A 20132-nucleotide genomic window follows, 5' to 3' on the forward strand; every position below is an offset into this window, starting at 1 on the left:
CCAGCCTGGCAGCGGACCGTTGTCCGATTCTCGAGACCAAGAACGAAGAAGCGAAAGAGACTTTCTTTATCTCTTATGTCTTGTTCTCGGGACGGGACAACGATCGGTCAATGCTCAGGAACGTGAGAATCCGCGCCTGAGTGGGGGACTCAGGTCGGGGACGGCAGACGAGTCGACCACACTATCGGTTCATCTTCCTCCGGCACCCAGCTGGAACCGCAGGCTCCGCTCCCAACCTGGCTACGTAGGCCCCGAGAACAGACACACCCACCCGCAATGTCCACCACAACCACGCCGATCAGACGGTCTGACTCCGCCGCCCGCGCAGCTGACGCGCCGCACGCGCATTACGCAACTGAATACGCGCCTGCGCCTGACCAAGAAGTTCACCCGTGTGATGCAACGCATTCGTGCGCAGCAATCCAGCCGGGTCGACGTGAGCCGGAGCCCGCCACCCCGTGCGCCCGGGAAGAGGGGAATCATCGCCGAGTATCTCGGTCTCCCACCCACTGGCCGTCCCGGTGATCAGCCCGTGACAGTGATCGCACACCAGGGTGAGATTGTCGATATCGGTCGGGCCGTTCTGCGCCCACCCGAGCACATGATGCATCTGGCACATTGTCGGCGGAGCGTCACACCCGGGCCGGGTACAGCCGCGGTCGAACGCAATGCGCCCCAACCGCTGCCACTTGGTCGCGAGGCGCTCCCCATCACCCAGGTGGAGGGGTTTCCCCCGGTGGTCGAAGATCATCAGCAGCGGATGCGCGCCCTCGGCCAACCGCAATGCCTCGGTGACCGACATCGTGCCACCGGATGCGGTGGTCGCGACTCCGGCCGCCTGCTCCACCTCCGCCAAGGTCATGGTCAGAATGACCGTCACCGGCAGGCCGCGGTGCTCACCGAGCTTCTCCGGACCACCCGCACGCAGAAAAGCCATCAACGCGTCGTAGTTCCGCTGCCCGGCATCACGGCGATCGCGTGACGCGGCGGCCTCCATGAGCTTCTTGTCGAAGGACTCGGCCGCGATGGCAGGGCTCTGCGGGTCGTCGGGATTGCACATGCCGGGCCGACCCCACTTGGCGAGAACGACATCGAGGAGGGCGCGCCCGGCCGGGTCGAGGGTCAGCGTGGCCTCGGACATGCCGTCCACGCCCTGCTTGCTCACGGTCAGGGTGCGGCGGCGGTGCCGGTCGGCGTCATTGGTCAGGGTGCCATCGGGGTCGAGATAGCCCAGAACCATATGTCCGACCTGCCGGACCCCATCGGGCGTGCACGTGCGCGCGGCTTCGACGAGCTGGTCCTCGGCGGCTTCACGCCGGTCGTCAGGGGTGTCGGCGGGGACGCGATCCATCACGTTCATGATGACGCGGGCATGGTCGGCGGAGATCTCGCCGGTCGTCTGCGCATCAGCGGTGCGCGGCAGCCTCGGCGGCAACTCGACGCCGGTCGCGGACAGCAACCGCCCGAGCTGCCGTGCCGCGCGCAGTCGGGCCGAGGCGTCGGCCTTGGACAGGTTCAATGTCTCCCGCAGGAATCGGTGGGTGGTCTTGACTCCGACCGCCTCCCACAGCGACCGGTTGGCGGTTTCCACGACCTCGCGATGTTGTACGACAGCAAGTTTCCGCATCCCGGTTTCGATCGCGCGCAATTGCTCGATAAACCGTGAATCCGACGATCGGGTAAAGGAGTATTCCAGTAGCCGATCAACCGCCGCGACAAAGTCGTCGACCGCATCCCGCTCCCGCGTTCCCTCACCTCGAGTCATAACTCCATTTTATCGCGAATTCCATTGCAGCATAAGGCGATAACGCATCTGACCTGCATATCTTCAGATTCGATTTGTCCGTTTCCTGAATGTATTCGTCTCGAATTCTGTCCTGATACGGACGGCCCCGACGCAACCACGCAATATTCTTTCAACTCTCTTCAGCCGCAGTTCACAATCCGTTGGGACAACTCCGGGAAGGTCCCCCCATGGCCCCGAACCTCGGCTTCACCCGACGCACGCTCCTACGCACCACCGCCCTAGGACTCGTCGCCACCCCCACCCTCGCCGCCTGCTCCTCGAGCAACACCCCGGCTCTCCTGACAGACCGCCCGAAACTTACCCACGGCGCGGCTGTGGGCGACCCCCGCACGGACGGCGCGCTGATCTGGGCTCGCTCGGACATCCCGGCCAAACTCATAGTCGAAACCGCGGCCACCGAATCCTTCAACGACCCAAAGCGATTCGAAGGCCCCCTACTCACCCCGGATACCGACGGCACCGGCCGCCTCCGTGTAGTCGGTCTGCCACCCGGCCAGCAGGTCCACTATCGCGTCACCCTCGAAGGCGATAACGGCGCGACCTCGGAACCCTTCACCGGAATCTTCCGAACCGCCCCCACGTCCGCGGCCGATATCAAGCTGCTCTGGTCCGGCGACGTGGTGGGCCAGGGCTACGGCAGCAACCCCGATCTCGGCGGTATGAAGATCTTCTCCGCCATGGCCGCTCGCGATCCGCATCTGTTCCTGCATTCGGGCGACTCCATCTACGCCGACAACCCGCTGCGGGAGTCGGTCACGCTTCCCGACGGCCGCGTCTGGCGCAATACCATCTCCGAGGCGAAATCCGCTGTCGCGCAGACCCTCGACCAATTCCGGGGCAACTACGCCTACAACCTGACCGACGAGAACTATCTCCGCTTCAATTCCTCGGTAGCGCAGCTGGTGCAGTGGGATGACCACGAGACGGTCAACAATTGGTCCCCGGGCAGTCTGGTGCCGGAATCCAAGGGGTACACCGAGCGCAATATGGATATCCTCGCCACCCGGTCCTGGCAGGCGTTCCACGAGTGGATGCCGGTGGATCCCGCCGAAGCCGTGGACGGCCGCCTCTACCGCAAGATCTCCTACGGACCACTGCTCGATGTCTTCGTTCTCGATATGCGCACCTACAAGGACACCAACGACGAGAACACCCGGGCCGACGGCCGCATCCTCGGCGCGGCCCAAACCCGGTGGCTCACCGAAGGTCTGCGTGACTCCAAGGCCACCTGGAAGATCGTCGCGAACGATCTGCCGCTGGGTCTGATCGTCAAGGACGGCGAGCAGAAGGATCGCACCGCCTACGAGGGTGTGGCCAACTCGGATCCGGGCGCGCCGTCGGGCCGGGAGATCGAGATTGCCACGGTGCTCTCATCCATCAAGGCCGACAAGGTGTCCGGCGTCGTGTGGTTGACAGCCGATGTGCATTACACGGCCGCCCACCACTATTCACCCGCCCGCGCCGCCTTCACCGATTTCGACGAGTTCTGGGAGTTCGTCTCGGGCCCCCTCAACGCCGGGGCGTTCGGCCCGAACGAGCTGGATGGAACCTTCGGACCGGAGGCGGTATTCGTGCACGCGCCGCCCACGCAGAACACCTCCCCGCTCGACGGCGAGTTCCAGCATTTCGGCGAGGTCACCATCGACGGGCGCTCCCGTGAGCTCACCGTCAACCTCTGCGATGCGAGCGGGAAAATCCTGTTCACGCAACGGCTTTCTCCCGCCCGCTGATCGGCCACCGCGACAGGGGGACACAATCCGGCGGATCTGTGGTTAGCTGTAGCGCCATGAGCACGACCCTCACCACCCTCGGAGAAGAATTCCTGCCTCGCGATACCGCGGATGTGGTTCGCACGGTTCGGGATTCGCGCGCCACGACAAAACCGCTGATCATCCGGGGTGGCGAGCTGCCGGAAGACGATTTGGCGCTGCCGGAGCAGGGCGCGGTGCTGTCCATGCGACAAATGAACCGCGTCCAGGTTGTCGACGCCGATGCCCGAACCGTGCGGGTGCAGGCGGGGGCGCGGCTGTCGGATATCGACCGCACCCTCGGCGCGCACGGGCTCGGGCTGCCGATTGTCGGCGACCACCGCGAAATCACCGCGGGCGGATTCGCGGCGGTGGGCGGGCTGAGTTCGGCCTCGCACCGGTTCGGCATGTTCAGCGACAATGTCGTCGAACTCGAATACGTCGACCAGGACGGACGTTTCGGCACCTGCGGGCGCACCCACAATGTCGAGCGGTTCCGCCGCATAGTCGGTGGTGGCGGGCGTACCGGCATTATCACCGCGCTCACCCTCCAGGTGCGGGAGGTCGACAAGGATCGCACCTGGCTCACCACCGACGCCCATCGGTTCCTCGACTTCGACACCTTTGTCGAGCAGTCGGTGCATGAGATTCAGCGTCCGGGCGATGCCGTGCTCCAGGTCGGCCGCTGGGTGGATACCGCGCCGCTGCGGGTGTCGCGGCCGGTCGGCACCGGCCAGGTCAAATTGGGCACCATGCGATTCGGCCAGTGGTCGAGCCTGCACCCCACCACCCCCACCGGCTCGCTGCGAGCCCGCCGTGAGGTCGGTGCGCGGGCCCGAAAATCCCTGGGCGCCATCGCCTCTTCGGCGGGCGGCCGCGCCGGTATGCCCGTGCGCTACGCCGCCGCGGGTGCGCTCATGTTCGCTCCGAAGGTGCTGACGCTGCGCGATGCCGAGTTCCTGGCCGATACCGTCATCAGCTCCTCGGAGCGCGGACCGGCCTATCGCATATCGGTTTTCGCCCCGATGTCGACCTATACGCGGGTCTTCCACGGCCTGCACGACCTCTTCAACGGCCACCGCGAACGCACCGGCGCATTCACCGTCATCTCCGCTATGACCTATGGCGTGCGCTCCCCCTACCTGCGCGAACTCGACGGCGAGGACCACGGGTTCATCACCTTCACCTGCCGCCTGCGCCCGGCCGCACTGCCCTCGGAAATGTTGCGGGACATTGTTTCCGGAATCGACGAGATCTGCGTCGCCGAACGCGCCCGGCGTTATGACCCCACCGATTAGAATGTGTTCCGCCGCACCCCCAGCTATCAGGTAGCAGACCTGAGGGGTGCGACCGGTATCGACACTGTCGGCGGGGTGTCGGTGCATGGTTCAGCTCGTTGACCAGATGAAGGTTGCCTGACCCATGAACGAATTCCGCCATGAGCGCCGCCGCGCCGTCACCTCCACCACCGAGACCATTGCAGGTAAACGGATCGTCATCACCGACGCCTGCTCCGATATCGGCCGTGCCACCGCCCGACTACTAGCCCTGCAGGGGGCCGAAGTCCTGCTGGTGGCGCGCCGCGGGGACCTGCTGGTCTCCGACTGCAACTCCATCGTCCAGGCCGGGGGCCTCGCCCGCTGGCACCGCTGCGATATCGCCGCCCTCGGCGACGTGGATCAACTCGTCGAATGGGTGACCACCGAATTCGACCGGGTCGATGTCCTGGTCAATAATGCGGGCCGACCACTGCGGCGCCCGGTTCTCCAGTCGCTGGACAAGTTTCGCGACTATCAGCGCATGATGGCCACCAACTATTTCGGCCCGCTGCGCCTCACCCTCGGCCTGATTCCCGCCATGCTCGCGGGCGGCTCCGGCCATGTGGTCAATGTGGGCCCGTGGAGCCTCGCCACCGGTGCCGCCCCGAATTTCGCGTCCTATGCCAGCTCACAGGCCGCGTGGACCACCTTCGGCGAATGCGCCGACGCCGAACTGTCCGAACGCGGTATCAGTGTCACCTCGGTGCAGTATCCGGCCTTCCGCGTGGGCTCCGACGCCGACACCTTCGACGCCGAGCATCCGATCTCCGTCCCGGCCGAAGCCGCCCGCTGGATCGACAACGCCATTCGCACCCGCCCCAACCGGGTGGAACCCCGTTTCTCCCGCACCCTGCGCGGGCTCGCGGGTGTCGCGCCCCGTTCCACCAGCCGGTTGATGCACGCCTTCGGCATGTAGCGCCTTCGATAGCACCGGATGAGGGGAAGGCGGGGTGCTCCCGGAGCACCCCGCCTTTCATATCGAGATCAGCGCCCTACCGGCTCACGTGAATTGCGCACCCGTGACCGGCATTCCGACATTCTTCAGCGGCCCGTCGACGCAGGTCGTCACGGTGCCACCGGCCTTCTCGATCGGTCCGGTGGTGATGACCACCGTGCCCCCCTTACCCGGCCCCTCCACGATGTTCAGCGTATTCGTCGCCGGAGCCGCGTACCCGTTCAGCGTGAACGGACCGGTGACCCGGCTCGTCTCGCCTCCGCCCCAGTGGAACTGCGCGTCCATATCACCCTTGACGCCCAGGCAGCTCGCCTCGCCGACGAAATCGGTCGACCAGCCGACCTCCTTGGTCGGGGTGCCCTGGCAGGTGTGCAGATCACCGTCGAGGCGCGCCTCCACCTCCGTGGGCTCCAATGAGATGGGGGTGGACGACATGAACTGCACATGCCCACCCTCGCAGGAGCCGGTAATCGAACCCGCTTGCGCCGTACCGAGACTCATACCGGTCGTCGCGATACCGATGAACAGCGCACCAAGGGCTGGCAGCGCCAGCGTGGAATTACGAAGCTTCATCCCGCCCTTTCCTCGTTGATCGTTCGAATGACAGCTGACGGTAACGCAAAGCGCCCCATCCGGAGACCGGATGGGGCGCTTACGGTGCAGTTCAGAGCGTTATGAGCCCTTTGCCCGACTCAGTGCTTCTCGGGGCCGAGGTGGTACTCGAAGACCAGACCAGCGGAGGCGATGAGGATCGCCACCACACCGACCGCGATCAGCCACAGCTGGAAGAACGCGAACCCGAGGGCGGTGACCGAACCCGCCGCGGCGAGGGTAATGGGCCAGAACGAACCGGGCGAGAAGAAGCCCAGGTCGCCCGCACCATCGGCGATCTCGGCGTCCTCGAAGTCCTCGGGACGCAGATCCAGGCGGCGGGCCACGAACCGGAAGTAGGTGCCCACGATCAGCGACAGACCCGCCGACAGCACGATGGCGGTGGTGCCCGCCCACTCGATGCCGGTGCGCGACTGGGCCGTGAAGTACCCGTACGTGATGCCCACGAGCACGAAGAAGATCGTGATCAGTTCGAAGATGCGAGCTTCGACCTTCATGTCAGTTCAGTCCTCACTTGGCGGCTTCGGTGAGGCCCTCACCACGGGCCGACCGATCGGTGTTGAAGGGCTTGGTGGTCACTGCGACCGGCGACTCGCCGATATCGGCCAGCGCCTCGGCGTTGGTCTTACCCGCCTCGCGTGCCTTCAGATACTTCTCGAAGTTCTCCGGCGTCACCGCCCGGACCTCGAAGTTCATCATCGAGTGGAAGGTGCCGCACATTTCCGCGCAGCGGCCGACGAACGCGCCTTCCTTCTCGATCTCGGAGATCTGGAAGACGTTATCGGAGTTGTTCGCCTTCGGGTTCGGCATAACGTCCCGCTTGAACAGGAACTCCGGCACCCAGAAGGCGTGGATCACGTCGGCCGCGGCCAGCTGGAACTCGATGACCTTGCCGGTCGGCAACACCAGCACCGGAATCTCTTCCGAGGTGCCGACGGTCTCCACCTTGTCGTAGTTCAGGTAGGAGATGTCATTGGACGGCAGGCCGTTGTTCGGGCACGGCTGCGCGTGGCCCTCTTCGTTCTTACGCTCGAGGCACTCCTTCTGAATGGAGGCGTTCATCCCCTGGCGCTCTTGATCGACGCCGTCCCACTGCAGACCGCCGTCCTTGAAGTCGATCTTCTGGTAACCGAACTTCCAGTTCCACTGGAAAGCGGTCACGTCGACGACGACATCGGGATTGTCGACCTTCTCGTGCACGTAGTTCTGCACCACCACGGTGAAGTAGAACAGCACCGCGATGATCACGAACGGGATCGCCGTGTAGGTCAGCTCCAGCGGCACGTTGTAGCCGGTCTGGCGCGGGAACTCCGGGGAGTCCTTCTTCTTCCGGTGGAAGATGATGGTCCAGAAGGTCAGACCCCACACCAGCACGCCCATCGCCAATGCGGCGACAACGGACCAAGTCCACAGCTCACGCATCTTGGTGGCCTGCGGCGTGACACCCGAGGGCCAGCCGAACCGGAGCCACGGGTTATCGATCGAGCAGCCGGAGACGAGCATCGCGGTCATCCCCAAGGACACCGCCAGCCCGGCCCGTCGAAGGATGCGGCCCTGCCGACCCTGGGCGGGTCGTGCCCCTATCGCTTCGCTCGTCTTGTGCGCCACGCTCAACGCCTTCCTGGTCGTCTATTCGACACGGCGTCGCCCGGACACCCTTCCGCCGGACGACACATATTCAGCACGTTTGGGAGCTCCCACGGGAATCGCGCAACGCACGGCGAACCCCGGGAGTTCCCGAGTACTACGCAGCGTAGACCAAACCGGTGGTCGCATTGTGACGGGGTCGCATTCGACACTCCGACAGGAACGTTGCGATCGGCGTGCGACCCGGCGACCAGTGTTTACAGCCTCTCGCGGCGTGGGCGCGGCGCGTGCGGCATACTCGGACACTGAGTTTCGCTATCCCACCTCGGTCCCGGGGTGCGGTACCCCCCGACTCCCGAAGCGAGGTTTTCGTCGCAGTGTGTGGACTGCTCGGATTTCTGACTGTTGACACTTCCGACGGCTCGGAGGGGAAGGCCCAGGAGGCGCTCGCGGCGCAACTGCACGAGGCGCTCATCTGTCAGCGCCACCGCGGGCCCGATGAGCGCGGCACCTGGCACGACGAGCACATGATCTTCGGCTTCAACCGCCTGTCGATCATCGATATCGAACATTCGCATCAGCCGCTGCGCTGGGGGCCGCCGGAGAACCGGCAGCGCTACGCCATGACCTTCAATGGCGAGATCTACAACTATCTCGAGTTGCGTGCGGAATTGCAGGCCGAGCACGGCACCGAGTTCGGCTCCGAGCCCATGTTCACGACCGAGGGCGATACCGAGACCATCGCGGCGGCCTTCCACTACTGGGGCGCGGCGGCCGCGAACCGGTTGCGCGGCATGTTCGCCTTCGCCATCTGGGACACCGAAACGCGCAAGCTCTTCGTGGCCCGCGATCCGTTCGGTATCAAGCCGCTGTACCTGGCGACCGGATCGGGCGGGACGGCGTTCAGCTCGGAGAAGAAGAGCATCCTCGAGCTGCTCCCCCAGCTGGGTCTGACCGACGCACTGGATCCGCGGGCGTTGGAGCACTACACGGTGCTGCAGTATGTGCCCGAGCCGGAGACGCTGCACAAAGACATCCGTCGGCTGGAATCCGGCTGCTTCGCCTGGGTGGAGCCGGGTCAGGCCCCGCGCATCACCCGGTATTTCGATCCGCGGTTCCAGGTGGTGCCGTTCTCGAAGTCGGATGAGGTGACGGCGTACACGCCGACCACCCGCCCGCGTCCGGCGGCGCAGCGGCCCAATACCGCCGAATACCGGTACCGCGAAATCGCCGAGGCCCTGGAAGATTCCGTGGCCAAGCATATGCGCGCGGATGTCACCGTCGGCTCCTTCCTCTCCGGCGGTATCGACTCCACCGCCATCGCGGCCCTGGCCATTCGGCACAACCCGAATCTGCTCACCTTCACCTCGGCATTCGAGCGCAAGGGTTACTCCGAGGCCGATGTGGCCGCCGAGACCGCCGCGGCGATCGGCGCGAAGCATTACATCCGCACGGTGACGCCCGAGGATTTCGCCAACGCCATCCCCGAAATCGTCTGGTACCTCGACGAGCCCGTGGCCGACCCGGCGCTGGTGCCGCTGTACTTCGTGGCCAAGGAGGCCCGCAAGCACGTCAAGGTGGTGCTTTCCGGCGAGGGTGCCGACGAGCTCTTCGGTGGCTACACCATCTATCGGGAACCGCTGTCGCTCAAGCCCTTCGAATACCTCCCGAAGCCGGTTCGCCGACTCGCGGGCAAGCTCTCCGAGCGGATTCCGGACGGCACCCGCGGCAAGAGCCTGCTGCATCGCGGCTCGTTGACCATGGAAGACCGCTACTACGGCAATGCCCGCAGCTTCAACGACGCCCAATTGCGGTCGGTACTGCGCGATTTCCGTCCGCAGTGGACCCATCGCGATGTCACCGACCCCATCTGGGCCATGCAGGGCGCGGATTGGGATCCGGTGGCGCGCATGCAGCATCTGGACCTGTTCACCTGGCTGCGCGGCGATATCCTGGTCAAGGCCGACAAGATGACCATGGCCAATTCCCTGGAGCTGCGCGTCCCGTTCCTCGACCCCGAGGTGTTCAAGGTCGCGGAGAAGATCCCCGTCGAGCAGAAGATCACCAAGGACACCACCAAGTACGCGCTGCGCCAGGCCCTGGACGGCATTGTGCCGCCGCACGTCCTGCACCGCGCCAAGCTCGGTTTCCCGGTCCCGCTGCGCCATTGGCTGCGCGGCCCGGAACTCTTCGACTGGGCGCACCAGCAGATCGCGGATTCGCAGACCGATCACCTGCTCGACAAGGCGGCGATCAAGGCGATGCTCGAGGCCCACCGCGCGGGTACCTCCGACCACAGCCGCCGCCTGTGGACCCTGCTGGTGTTCATGATCTGGCACGGCATTTTCGTGGAGCACCGCATCAAGCCGGAGATCCAGGAGCCGGTGTACCCCGTCTCCCTGTAGGAGCACCCCGTCGACAGAGCCCCCTGCTCCGGCAGGGGGCTCTTCGGCGTTTCGGGCCCCGCACGTTTCTTACATACCTTTGCCGTTCCTTTCGCCGGGCTCTGACGTGCGCGACCCAGGATCGATTTCGTTGCCTCGGGACGAGAGGCGCTGTGGCGAAAGAGGGTCGAAATGCGTTGGAGTGTGCGGGCGGCGATGGGTGTGCTGACGGCCGCCGCGGTGGCGGTGAGTGTGCCTGCCTGTGTGCAGGAGCGCACCGCTGCCGCGCCCGCCTGGTGTCCGACCGTGGCCGGGCATCAGGTGGAATGCGGGACGGTGGCCCGGCCGCTGGTGGCGGGCAAGCCGGAGCTGGGTGTGGTCGATGTCGGGTACGCGTGGGTGAAACGGGCGCGGGTGTCGGAGCCCGCGGCCGGTGTCATCGCACCCAATCCGGGTGGGCCGGGTGTGCCGCTCATCTCCCATGCCGCGGAGGCGGTGCACATGTTGAGTACCGGAATTCTCGACGACCACGATCTGCTGCTCATCGATCCGCGCGGGACGGGTGTATCGGATGCGCTGGATTGTGGCGCGTCCGAACGCGACTACCAGTTGGGGACGCGGGAAGCACAGCGGGCCATGGTGGCTCGGTGCGGGGAGCAGCTCGGCGAGAAGGTGACGGGGTACACCTCGGCGGCCACCGCCGACGACTTCAACGCGGTGCGCGAGCGCCTCGAGATTCCGAAGTTGGTGCTGTACGGAATCTCCTACGGCACCTACCTGATGCCCATCTACGCGCAGCGCCATCCGGAAACCGTGCAGTCGATCGTCTTGTCCGGGGCGTATCCGCCGGATATGGATTCGATGCAGCGGCCCAATGCCGAGGCGCTGTCGGATGCGCTGCGGCGGATCTGCGAACGCAGTGGGGCTTGTGACGGTGAGGCCGCCGTCTCGGATCTGCGAACCGTCAATGCCCGGCTGCGCACCGCGCCGCTGGCCATCGACGGCCCGCATCCGATGACGCTCACCGAGGACAAGTTCGGCAATCTGCTGTTCGAGACCGGGACCAGCGGTGTCGGAGCCGACCCGGCGAGCGAGACACTGCTGGGCACTCTGCCCGCGGTGCTGCGTGCGGCGGTGCGCGGCAATGACATTCCGCTGCGGGAGTGGGCCACGGCGGCGGGCGCACCCGAACCCTACGAGAACATCGATCTGTACCTGACGGTGGCCTGCAATGACTATCCGACACTGTGGTCGACCGATGCCACTGTGCCGCAACGCGAACAGCAGTACCGCGCGGCTCTCGATCGGGCCGGTGACGTCGGCGCTTTCAGCGCGGCCGGATTCTCGGGCGCGCAGCGCGACGGCGGTGACGCCTGTATCCGCTGGCCCGGCCACGATCTGGTCCGTCCGCACCAGGTGACCACCGCCCTGCCCGATGTGCCGGTACTGGTGCTCTCCGGCGATCTCGACGCCATTACCCCGGACGCCAATGGTCTGCTCGCCGCCGCGCGATTCCCGCACGCCACCTTCGTCTCGGTCCCCAATACCGGTCATGTCCCGGATATGGAGCCGACCGGCTGTGTCGCCGGAATCATTACCCGATTCCTGCGCACCGGCGATCCGGGTGCCACCGACTGCGTCGCGTCGGTTCCGCCGATCGCGGTGACCCCGGTCACGAACTGAGACGACCCCTGAGATGACCGCATCACCGCAGGGCAACAATGATGCCGTGACCACCACCGCCGCCGTACTCGTCGTCGAGGACGATCCGAATGTGCGCAGCACCCTCGATCAGCTGCTGCGTTTCGAGGGCTATCGAGTGCTGCTGGCCGCGAATGGGCTCGATGCCCTGGAGCTGCTCGAACGGGATCGCCCGGATATGGCGGTGGTGGATGTGGTGATGCCGGAACTGGACGGATTGTCGCTGTGTCGACTGCTGCGGCGACGTGGCGACCGATTGCCGATCCTGGTGCTCACCGCGCGGCACCAGGTCGGCGATCGGGTCGCCGGACTCGATGCGGGGGCCGACGACTTCCTGTCCAAGCCGTTCGCGACCGAGGAACTCCTCGCCCGGCTGCGCGCGCTACTGCGGCGCAGCGCGCCCGATACCGAGGAGCACACGCTCCTGGCCGTCGGGGATCTGACCCTGGATCCGGCGACCCGCGAGGTGCGACGCGGCGCCCGCGAACTCGATCTGACCAGAACCGAATTCGACGTCCTGGAACTGCTCATGCGCAATGAACGCATTGTGCTCACCAGAAGCCGGATCTACGAGCACATCTGGGGCTTCGACTTCGATACCGAATCTCGCTCGCTGGATGTCTATATCGGCTATCTGCGCCGCAAATCCGAGGAGGGCGGCGAGCCGCGGCTCATTCACACCGTCCGCAATGTCGGCTACACCATCAAGTCCGCGTAATGCTGCGCATCAGAGTCACTCTCGTCGCCGTCACCGCGGCGGCCGTCGCCATCCTGGTCACCGTCGTGACGTCGTATCGCACCGTGGTGCCGGTGGTCGCCGACCAGCTCGACCGGGGCCTGGCCGATCGCGCGGATACGGTGCTCGCCGTGCTGGCGGCCGATGCCCCGCTACCTCCGCGCTCCGATATGACCGAACAGCTGCTGCTGGCCGACGGCACCGTCCGCGCCCTGGAGCCGGGCCGCGAACCCCTGCCGGTCACCGAGGCCGACCGCGCCGTCGCCCGCGCCGGATCCGGCGTGCGGGTGACCGAACTAGAGATCGACGGCGTCGGCTACGGCATTCTCACCAAGGGCCGCCCGGGCGGCGGTGCGGTCATGGTGAGCCAGAATTACGCGGAGGCCGAACGCATCGACCGCGAATTCCTCCTGCGCACCGTGTGGATTACCGCCGCCGCGCTCGTTGCGGCGGCGCTGATCTGCTGGCTCGCCATCGGCCGCGTGCTGCGCCCCATTCGCCGCCTGGTCCACGCCACCGACCGGATAGCCACCACCGAGGACCTGTCGACCGCACTGCCGGACTCGCACCGCGGCGAGGTGGGCGAGCTCACCCGCAGTTTCAACACCATGCTTGCGGCCCTGCGTTTTTCGCGCGCCCAGCAGCAGCGGCTGGCCGAGGACGCCGGTCACGAACTGCGCACCCCGCTCACCTCGGTGCTCGGGAGCGCGGAATTGCTGCAACGCGCCCAGGGGCGGTTGGCTCCCGGGGACGAGACCAAGGTGCTGGCGACGCTGGTCCAGGAGGCCAAGGCCCTCGACGAATTGGTCGGGGAGCTGGTCGATCTCGCCACCGACCAGTACGCCACCGAAGCACCGGTCCCCCTCGATCTCGCCGATCTGGCGCGCGATACCGCTCAGCGCTTCCGCCGCCGCTCCGGGCGCACCATCGGGGTCACCATCGACAATGCGGCGATCGTGCCCGCCCGCCCACGCGCGCTGGCCCGCTGTCTCGACAATCTCGTCGACAATGCCATCAAGTTCAGTGCGGACGGTCCGATCGAAATCACGGTCCAGCACACGGAATTGACCGTGCGTGACCACGGTCCAGGCATTGCCGACACCGACCGCGCCGCCGTCTTCGACCGCTTCTATCGCGCCGACCGCACCCGCGCCACCCCCGGATCCGGGCTCGGCCTCGCCATCGTGCACGACATTGTCGCGGCGCACGGTGGGCAGGTCCACGCAGATAACCATCCCGATGGCGGTGCGGTGGTCGGATTCAGGCTGCCCGGATCGGCCGCCGACTGAGATTCTCCACCCGATGTCGCCTGCCACCCCCCGTCATCCCGGCATGCTTTTGGCCGGGATCCACTACTGAACAAAGGTGGATCCCGGCCGAACGCATGCCGGAATGACGGGTTTCGCTCCCACCATTCTCGACGCGACGGGATTGGACCCGGAATTTTCGGGCTTCCTATCGGTGCCCCGCGCGGTACGGTTGCGCCGGGGGATTCGAAGCGGCGATCCCCCGATTGGCGGGTACGCGCTGTTCCAGGCCGCTGAGCAGGAGTCGCAGGGTGATTTGGCGACGGTCGGGGGGCGACGACCGGGAGAATGCGGTACCGGAGATTCGATCGGCGCCGCGAGTGTGGGAGGCGCAGCAGGTGGAGCAGGGATTCCGGGGCGCGCTGGAGCGCACCGACGCAGTGGCCGACGCCCGGGAGCGGGCTCGGGCGGTACTGGACACCATTCGTGAATTCCTCGGCAAGATCGAGGATTTCGAGCTGAGCCGCAACTCGAGTGGGTTGCAGGCGAGACTCGCGGCCGCGGCCGTCGAGTTTCCGGACGACGCGTTGCGTGTACTGGCGGATGTGTCGTGGCGAGGCGATATCGACGAAAGTGTGTCGCGCAGTGTTTTCGGGCGCTGGATGCGCCGACCGGATGCCGATACCTTTGCCGCGACCTGGGGCCCAGCGATCGGATTGCTCACGCAGGCAGGCGGACTCGCCGGGTGGATGAGCACGGCGGTGCGCGCCGAGGATGCCGAGGTGTCGCCGGAATTCCGTACGCTGCTGCGCGCACAGCTCATTCGGATGGTGGATGAGCAATTCGAGAAGTACGAGTTCGGTACCGCGAGTTCGCCGGTATGGCAGCTGCTGTACGCGCTCGGCCCGGCCAATCGCGCGGATTGGTTCTGTCTGCTGGGTGATCTGGCGGCGGAGCGCGGGGAGGAGTCGGTCGCGGCGCACCGGTACGAGGTCGCGGATCGCTTCGGCGGCACGGGAATCGAGGACCGGTTGGCGCGGCTGCACGACATCGGGGCCTACCACCGGCTGCTGGGTGGTGCGACCAGCGAGGACAGGCTGAAGGGGCCGGGGACGCCGAGCGGGTATCGGCACCTGGTGCTGGCCGCGGCGGCGGTGCTGCGGGGCGCTTCGGTGGGCAACCACCTGCGCGATGCCGATCGCGGTGCCGACCAGCACTTCCAGTCGACGGTGACCTTGTTGAGCGCGCTCGATCTGCTGCGTCAGGGCGACCAGGAATCGGCCCGTCGCACACTCGAGGATGCCGCGGTGGGCGGGGACGATTCGGCGATCAATGCCCGCCTCGTCCTCGGTGCGCTCGATGGCGACGATCAGGCGATCGCGGACGCGGCGCGGGCCCTGCTGGCCCGGCACGGCCGGGACTGGCCGACACGCTCACTCGTCGCTCCCGCGACGGTGCTGACCGCGGCATCGCGCGGTGCTCCAGCGCTGTTGCCCGAGCTGATCGCGGCCGCGCCGGGGGAATCCGGTGGCGAACTCGACGCACTGCGTAATGCGGCGGCCGGCCTGGTGCTGGCGAAAGCCGCTCGGGCAGCGCTGCTCTCGCGACCGGACCAGACGCGCACCCTGCTCGACGAGGCCAATAATCTGCTGAATTCGGCCACAGACGATGAGGCTGCCCGCCTGCGCGAGAGTGCCGCCCGGATCTCGGAGCTCACCGCCGGGCTCGAGGGGGCGGACGCCGAATCCGACGCCACGCGCGACGACACCGCCGCTCCCGGCCGCATCCCCGAGCGCGGTGCGGAGGCCACTCCCCCGCAGAGCTCGGGCGGCGCGGCCGGGCCCGATGCCCCGGCTGGGCTCGATCGCCCCTTCGACCGCCTCGCCTTCGCCGCGCTGAGCGTTGACGGGCAGACTCATCCGACCACACCCCGGGCGCTGCGGCTGTGGCGGGAGCTCGACGCGGAGACCGGTGGCACCGCTCGCGGCCTGCACCATCTCGCGATCAGTACACACGCCCTGGCCTATCGGCTCGAAATCAACGGCGACGACGGCGCTTTCGAACACTGGCGGGCCGCGCTCGGCTACTGGGCGCGGCTGCACGGTGAGCCGATCTTCTGGGAGCAGCTGCGTACGCACCTGACCGCGGTCATGCCCGACGCCACCGCCGATGACATCTCCGGCGCGGTGGACGAGGCCCGCGCCGAACTGCCGACGCGACTCCTCGAACCGCACATCACCCGGGTGCTGGAGCTGCACCGGGACCAATCAGCCAGGGCGCGAGCACATCTCGATCTCATTCGCGCGGCCCCGTTCGCCGCCGAATATGTCGACCACGCGCGGACCAGGATATCCCGGGAGGCGGGTGCGCAGATCCGCCGTCTCATTCGCGAAAGCGAACTCGACCGCGCCATGGACGAGGCGCGGGCCTGGACGGCCATCGACGGTGACAATATCCCGCTGGCCGAGCTGATGCTGGATGTGGGTATCGAGCATATCGAGGGCACGCGTCAGAGCGGGGACAGCTGGTCGAGCGCCCGCCCCGTACTGGAACGTATCGCGGAGGTGGTGGAACCGATCCGGGCGACACTGCGGGTGACCGACCGCCTACTCGCCGCCCGGGGCCGACCCACCTACGACCATCCCGACCATGCCGCCTTCGCCGCCAAACTGGGGCGGTACGAATTCTGGCTGGGCGCCTGCCAATTGATGTCGACCCATACCGAGTACCGGCAGAACCCCTTCGCCGATCGGTCGGGATTCCGCACGGCGGCAACCCATTTCCACAGCGCCATCACCCTGGGCCTGCCCGACCTCGCGCCGTACGATCAGGCCCGCCAGCTGCTGGTGGACGCCGGACGGCTACAGCGTGCCGCATCGGGCCAATTCGTGGGCTTCCTGTAATGAGAATCGGAGCGGCAGCGTGAACCCCTGGGCATGGACCGGGCGAAACCCGTACTACGAGACGGCCTTTCAGGTGCTCGACCTCGACCCCACCGCCGATCGCGCGGCGGCGCGCACCCGCATTTCGGCGCGCCGCAAGCGAATCTCCTACGACGCCAGCCGATTCCCCCTGTTCGGTACGCCATTGAGCGTCGCGCAGATCAATGCCGCTGAGGAGCAGCTGACCACCGCGAGCACCCGGCTGGCCGCCGAACTACTCACCCACCGGCCGGAACCGGAGGGTGTCGACCTCGCCGCCCTGACCGAACTGCTGGAACTGAGCCGCGCGCTGGCCGCCGCGAGCGCCACCGCATCCCCGAGCGACGCCGCGCCGCAGCCGAATACCGACTGGCTCGAGCTCGGTGCGCTCCCGGCGCTGGTGCCCGATCCCATCGCTCCCGCGCCGAGCGCCGAGGAGCCCACGGCATGAGCGGTCATGGCTCGAAGCGGGCAGCTCGCGGAACCACGCGGAGCCCCCGATCATGCCTGAAGGAGACAGTATGAGCATCGTCGCCGGTATCGATCTCGGCACCACGAACTGCTGTGTGGCCGTACCCGCCGATGCCGATATCCCGCACCGTGACGAGCTGATAAAGCAGCGGCGGCTGCGCGAGTTCGGCAGCGCGCTCATTGTCGCCAATCCGGACCTGTCCCTCACCACACCTTCGGCGGTATGGATCACCCCGGACGGCACCCCGCTGGTCGGCGCGCGCGCCAAACGCAAAGCGCGCCAGCCCGGTTCACCGCCCGCCATGTTCTTCAAACGCAATATGGGCACCGATCAGCCCGTGACGGCGGGACATGCCACCCTCACTCCGCTACAGGCCTCGGTGCTGCTGCTGCGCCACCTCAAGGCCAATGCCGAGCAGACCCTCGGCGCGCCCATCGACCGCGCCGTCATCACGGTCCCCGCCTACTTCGAGACCAGCGCCAAGACCCAAACCACCCAGGCGGGCGCGGAAGCCGGTTTGGAGGTCGCCGAAACCCTTATGGAGCCGGTGGCGGCCGCGCTGGCGCATATGTACGAGAACGGTCAGACCACCGATCCGGACGCCCCCGGCCGCCGCTTCCTCATCTACGACCTCGGCGGCGGCACCTTCGATACCTCCGTGGTGTCGTGGGATCCGCGGGAGGGTTTCCACAGCCGCTCCTTCGACGGCGACCGCTACCTCGGCGGCTACGACTTCGACCAGGCCATCGTGGACTGGGTCGTCACGCAGCTGCCCGTCTACGACCTGCGCTTCCAACCCGGTGATCCCGCCGACGCCGAACGCGTCGCCCGACTGCTGGCGCTGGCCGAGTCCGCCAAACACGAACTCTCCCGCGATACCGAGACCGAGATCATCAGCGACGATCTCGAGGACCGGACCGGGATGCCCATGAGTATCAATCTGCCGCTGTCGCGCCCGGAATTCGACGCCATGATCGCCGAACATATCCGGGGCACCATCGACCATTGCGCCGAGGCGCTGGACAAGGCCCGGGTCACGGCCGCGGAACTCGACGAAATCGTCCTGGTCGGCGGCTCCTCCCGCATCCCCCTCGTCACCGACCTGCTGCGCGAGAGGTTCGGTCTGACTCCGCGCCTGTTCCATCCGGAACTGGTGGTGGCGGTCGGCGCGGCATTGAAGGCCGCGAATCTCGCCACCCGTGGCAAGGTGCTGGAACTGGAGAACCTGCTCCCGGACGGCGAATTCGTCGATATCGCCGGGCGGGTACTGCCCGATCGCACCGAGGGCGACATTGTCGTGGAGGTCGAGTCGAGCGATGGCACCCGGCTGCGCGAACCGATTACCGACGACGGCACCTTCCTCTTCATCGAAGTGCCGCTCGGCACCGGCGAATTCACCATTCGCGTTTTCGCCGACGCGGCGGAGATCGCCGCCGAACGCCTGGGTATCCGTGCCCGATCCGGCCCCGCCGTGCCCGATCTGGCCGGGGATATCCTCGCCCACGACTTCTCGGTGGAACTGCTGGACCGGCAGCTGTGCCGAGTCGCCAAGGCGGGCACCAAGATTCCGCACCGCGTGTATCAGCGCCTGGAAACCGCCACTCGCGGTAGTACTCTCGCGGTACGGCTGTACGAGGGTTGGATTCCCATCGGCACCGTCCGGATTCGCGATCTCCCCGACCGGATGGATCCGGGTGCGACCGTCGAACTCACCCTGGAATTCGCCGCGGGCTGGACCATTCACGCCTCGGTCCGCATCCCGCACCTGGATCGCTCCGCGACGGCCGTGATCGAGATTCCGGTGCGCGAGGTGGCCGCGTGGGAGCAGATCCGCGCGCGGGCAACCGCGGTGCGCGCCGGATGGTCGCAGATTCGCCGCGAGGTCCACCACACCGAAGCCAGTAAGGCCGCACCCGAAATCGAGCACCGCCTCACCCAACTCGATGCCCTCGTCGCACGCACCCAGGATCAGGCCAAGGCCCACCACCTGCTACTGGAGGCCGAAACCATCCTGCAGGGCCTACTCAGCAGCCGTGGCCCCGACGACTACCTGGAACCACCGCTCACCGAATTCGAGCGGCATGTGAACGAAATCGGCGATGTCATCCTGTTGATTCAGCGCACCGATCCGGCCGGCGCGCCGCCCTACCGGTTGCGCCTCGACGAACTGGAGATCCAGGGCCGCACCGCCTACGACGCGGGCGACTTCGTGGCCTGGCCGCGCGTCAACGAGAAACTGGCGGACCTGCGCCAGGAGGTACTCCAGATTCCGTCTATTCGGGAAATCGTCATCATGCAGCAGACGCCGACGGTACTGCGCCACTGGCTGCGCGAACGCATCGATGCCACCGATACCGAGATCCGGCGCAAGCACGACGAGCTGCGGATGGACCCCCGTCTGGAGCCGGAGGATGTATCGAAACTCCCTCGCCAGCGTGAGGATTTCCTTGCCGAGCTCGCGGTCATCGCCCTGTCCGTGGACCAGGTGGACGGCGAACGCGCTTCGGCCCCTGAGCAATTCCGCAATATCTACCACGAACGCCTCGAACCCCTGGTCCGCCGGGTAGCCAGCTGGGGCCGGGAAGCCGGAATGCGAAGGTCGCAGTAGCACGCTCGAGGTGCCGACCTTGCGCCGTATCTCCG

14 protein-coding genes are annotated in these 20132 nt (G+C 66.7%); 10 read left to right on the plus strand and 4 right to left on the minus strand.

The annotated features are described in order from the left end of the window. Positions 1-298: 298 nt before the first annotated feature. The gene (locus NU1_RS07655; RefSeq protein ID WP_067518823.1) at positions 299-1765 is read right to left on the minus strand and encodes an HNH endonuclease signature motif containing protein; all 1467 of its coding nucleotides are present in this window, start codon (positions 1763-1765) and stop codon (positions 299-301) included. A gap of 209 nt (positions 1766-1974) precedes the next feature. On the opposite strand from NU1_RS07655, the gene NU1_RS07660 reads away from it, so the two are divergent. The 3 genes from NU1_RS07660 to NU1_RS07670 all read left to right on the plus strand — a co-directional run bounded on the left by NU1_RS07660 (position 1975) and on the right by NU1_RS07670 (position 5790). After that, positions 1975-3537 (plus strand): alkaline phosphatase D family protein, encoded by a 1563-nt coding sequence (locus NU1_RS07660; RefSeq protein ID WP_067518825.1) that lies wholly within the window; start codon positions 1975-1977, stop codon positions 3535-3537. A gap of 56 nt (positions 3538-3593) precedes the next feature. Then, positions 3594-4853 carry an FAD-binding oxidoreductase gene (locus tag NU1_RS07665; RefSeq protein ID WP_067518827.1) on the plus strand — a complete coding sequence of 420 codons (1260 nt, stop codon included), beginning with the start codon at positions 3594-3596 and terminating at the stop codon, positions 4851-4853. 124 nt (positions 4854-4977) lie between these two features. Then, positions 4978-5790: an SDR family NAD(P)-dependent oxidoreductase gene (locus NU1_RS07670; RefSeq protein WP_067518830.1), complete on the plus strand. Its 813-nt coding sequence runs from the start codon at positions 4978-4980 to the stop codon at positions 5788-5790. 84 nt (positions 5791-5874) lie between these two features. Here NU1_RS07670 and NU1_RS07675 read toward each other — a convergent pair whose 3' ends face one another. The 3 genes from NU1_RS07675 to ctaC form a co-directional block, all read right to left on the minus strand. Further along, complete coding sequence (locus tag NU1_RS07675) at positions 5875-6402, minus strand: hypothetical protein (RefSeq protein WP_067518832.1); 528 nt, start codon at positions 6400-6402, stop codon at positions 5875-5877. A 119-nt stretch (positions 6403-6521) separates the two neighbouring features. Further along, the gene (locus NU1_RS07680; protein WP_067518834.1) at positions 6522-6938 is read right to left on the minus strand and encodes a cytochrome c oxidase subunit 4; all 417 of its coding nucleotides are present in this window, start codon (positions 6936-6938) and stop codon (positions 6522-6524) included. Between the two features lie 13 nt (positions 6939-6951). Next, entirely contained in the window at positions 6952-7953 is a 1002-nt protein-coding gene (gene ctaC, locus NU1_RS07685) for an aa3-type cytochrome oxidase subunit II (protein ID WP_067518836.1), read from the minus strand. A gap of 452 nt (positions 7954-8405) precedes the next feature. Here ctaC and asnB point away from each other — a divergent pair, with 452 nt between their 5' ends. The 7 genes from asnB to NU1_RS07720 all read left to right on the plus strand — a co-directional run bounded on the left by asnB (position 8406) and on the right by NU1_RS07720 (position 20097). Then, a complete protein-coding gene (gene asnB / locus NU1_RS07690; RefSeq protein ID WP_067518838.1) occupies positions 8406-10433 on the plus strand; it encodes an asparagine synthase (glutamine-hydrolyzing) in 2028 nt (675 codons plus the stop codon). 171 nt (positions 10434-10604) lie between these two features. Continuing rightward, positions 10605-12095 (plus strand): alpha/beta fold hydrolase, encoded by a 1491-nt coding sequence (locus NU1_RS07695; RefSeq protein ID WP_067518840.1) that lies wholly within the window; start codon positions 10605-10607, stop codon positions 12093-12095. 13 nt (positions 12096-12108) lie between these two features. Further along, positions 12109-12831 (plus strand): response regulator transcription factor, encoded by a 723-nt coding sequence (locus tag NU1_RS07700; protein ID WP_067518842.1) that lies wholly within the window; start codon positions 12109-12111, stop codon positions 12829-12831. Then, positions 12831-14138: a HAMP domain-containing sensor histidine kinase gene (locus NU1_RS07705; RefSeq protein ID WP_067518844.1), complete on the plus strand. Its 1308-nt coding sequence runs from the start codon at positions 12831-12833 to the stop codon at positions 14136-14138. The genes NU1_RS07700 and NU1_RS07705 overlap by 1 nt, the downstream gene beginning before the upstream one ends. 269 nt (positions 14139-14407) lie before the next feature. Further along, positions 14408-16999, plus strand: coding sequence for a hypothetical protein (locus NU1_RS07710; RefSeq protein ID WP_157552034.1), 2592 nt, complete (start codon positions 14408-14410; stop codon positions 16997-16999). Between the two features lie 19 nt (positions 17000-17018). Next, the gene (locus NU1_RS07715) at positions 17019-17468 is read left to right on the plus strand and encodes a hypothetical protein (RefSeq protein ID WP_067518848.1); all 450 of its coding nucleotides are present in this window, start codon (positions 17019-17021) and stop codon (positions 17466-17468) included. A gap of 70 nt (positions 17469-17538) precedes the next feature. Continuing rightward, on the plus strand, positions 17539-20097 hold the full coding sequence (locus NU1_RS07720) for an Hsp70 family protein (RefSeq protein ID WP_067518850.1): 2559 nt from the start codon (positions 17539-17541) through the stop codon (positions 20095-20097). Positions 20098-20132: the final 35 nt, after the last annotated feature.

The organism is Nocardia uniformis NBRC 13702 (assembly GCF_001613345.1).
GTDB lineage: Bacteria > Actinomycetota > Actinomycetes > Mycobacteriales > Mycobacteriaceae > Nocardia > Nocardia uniformis.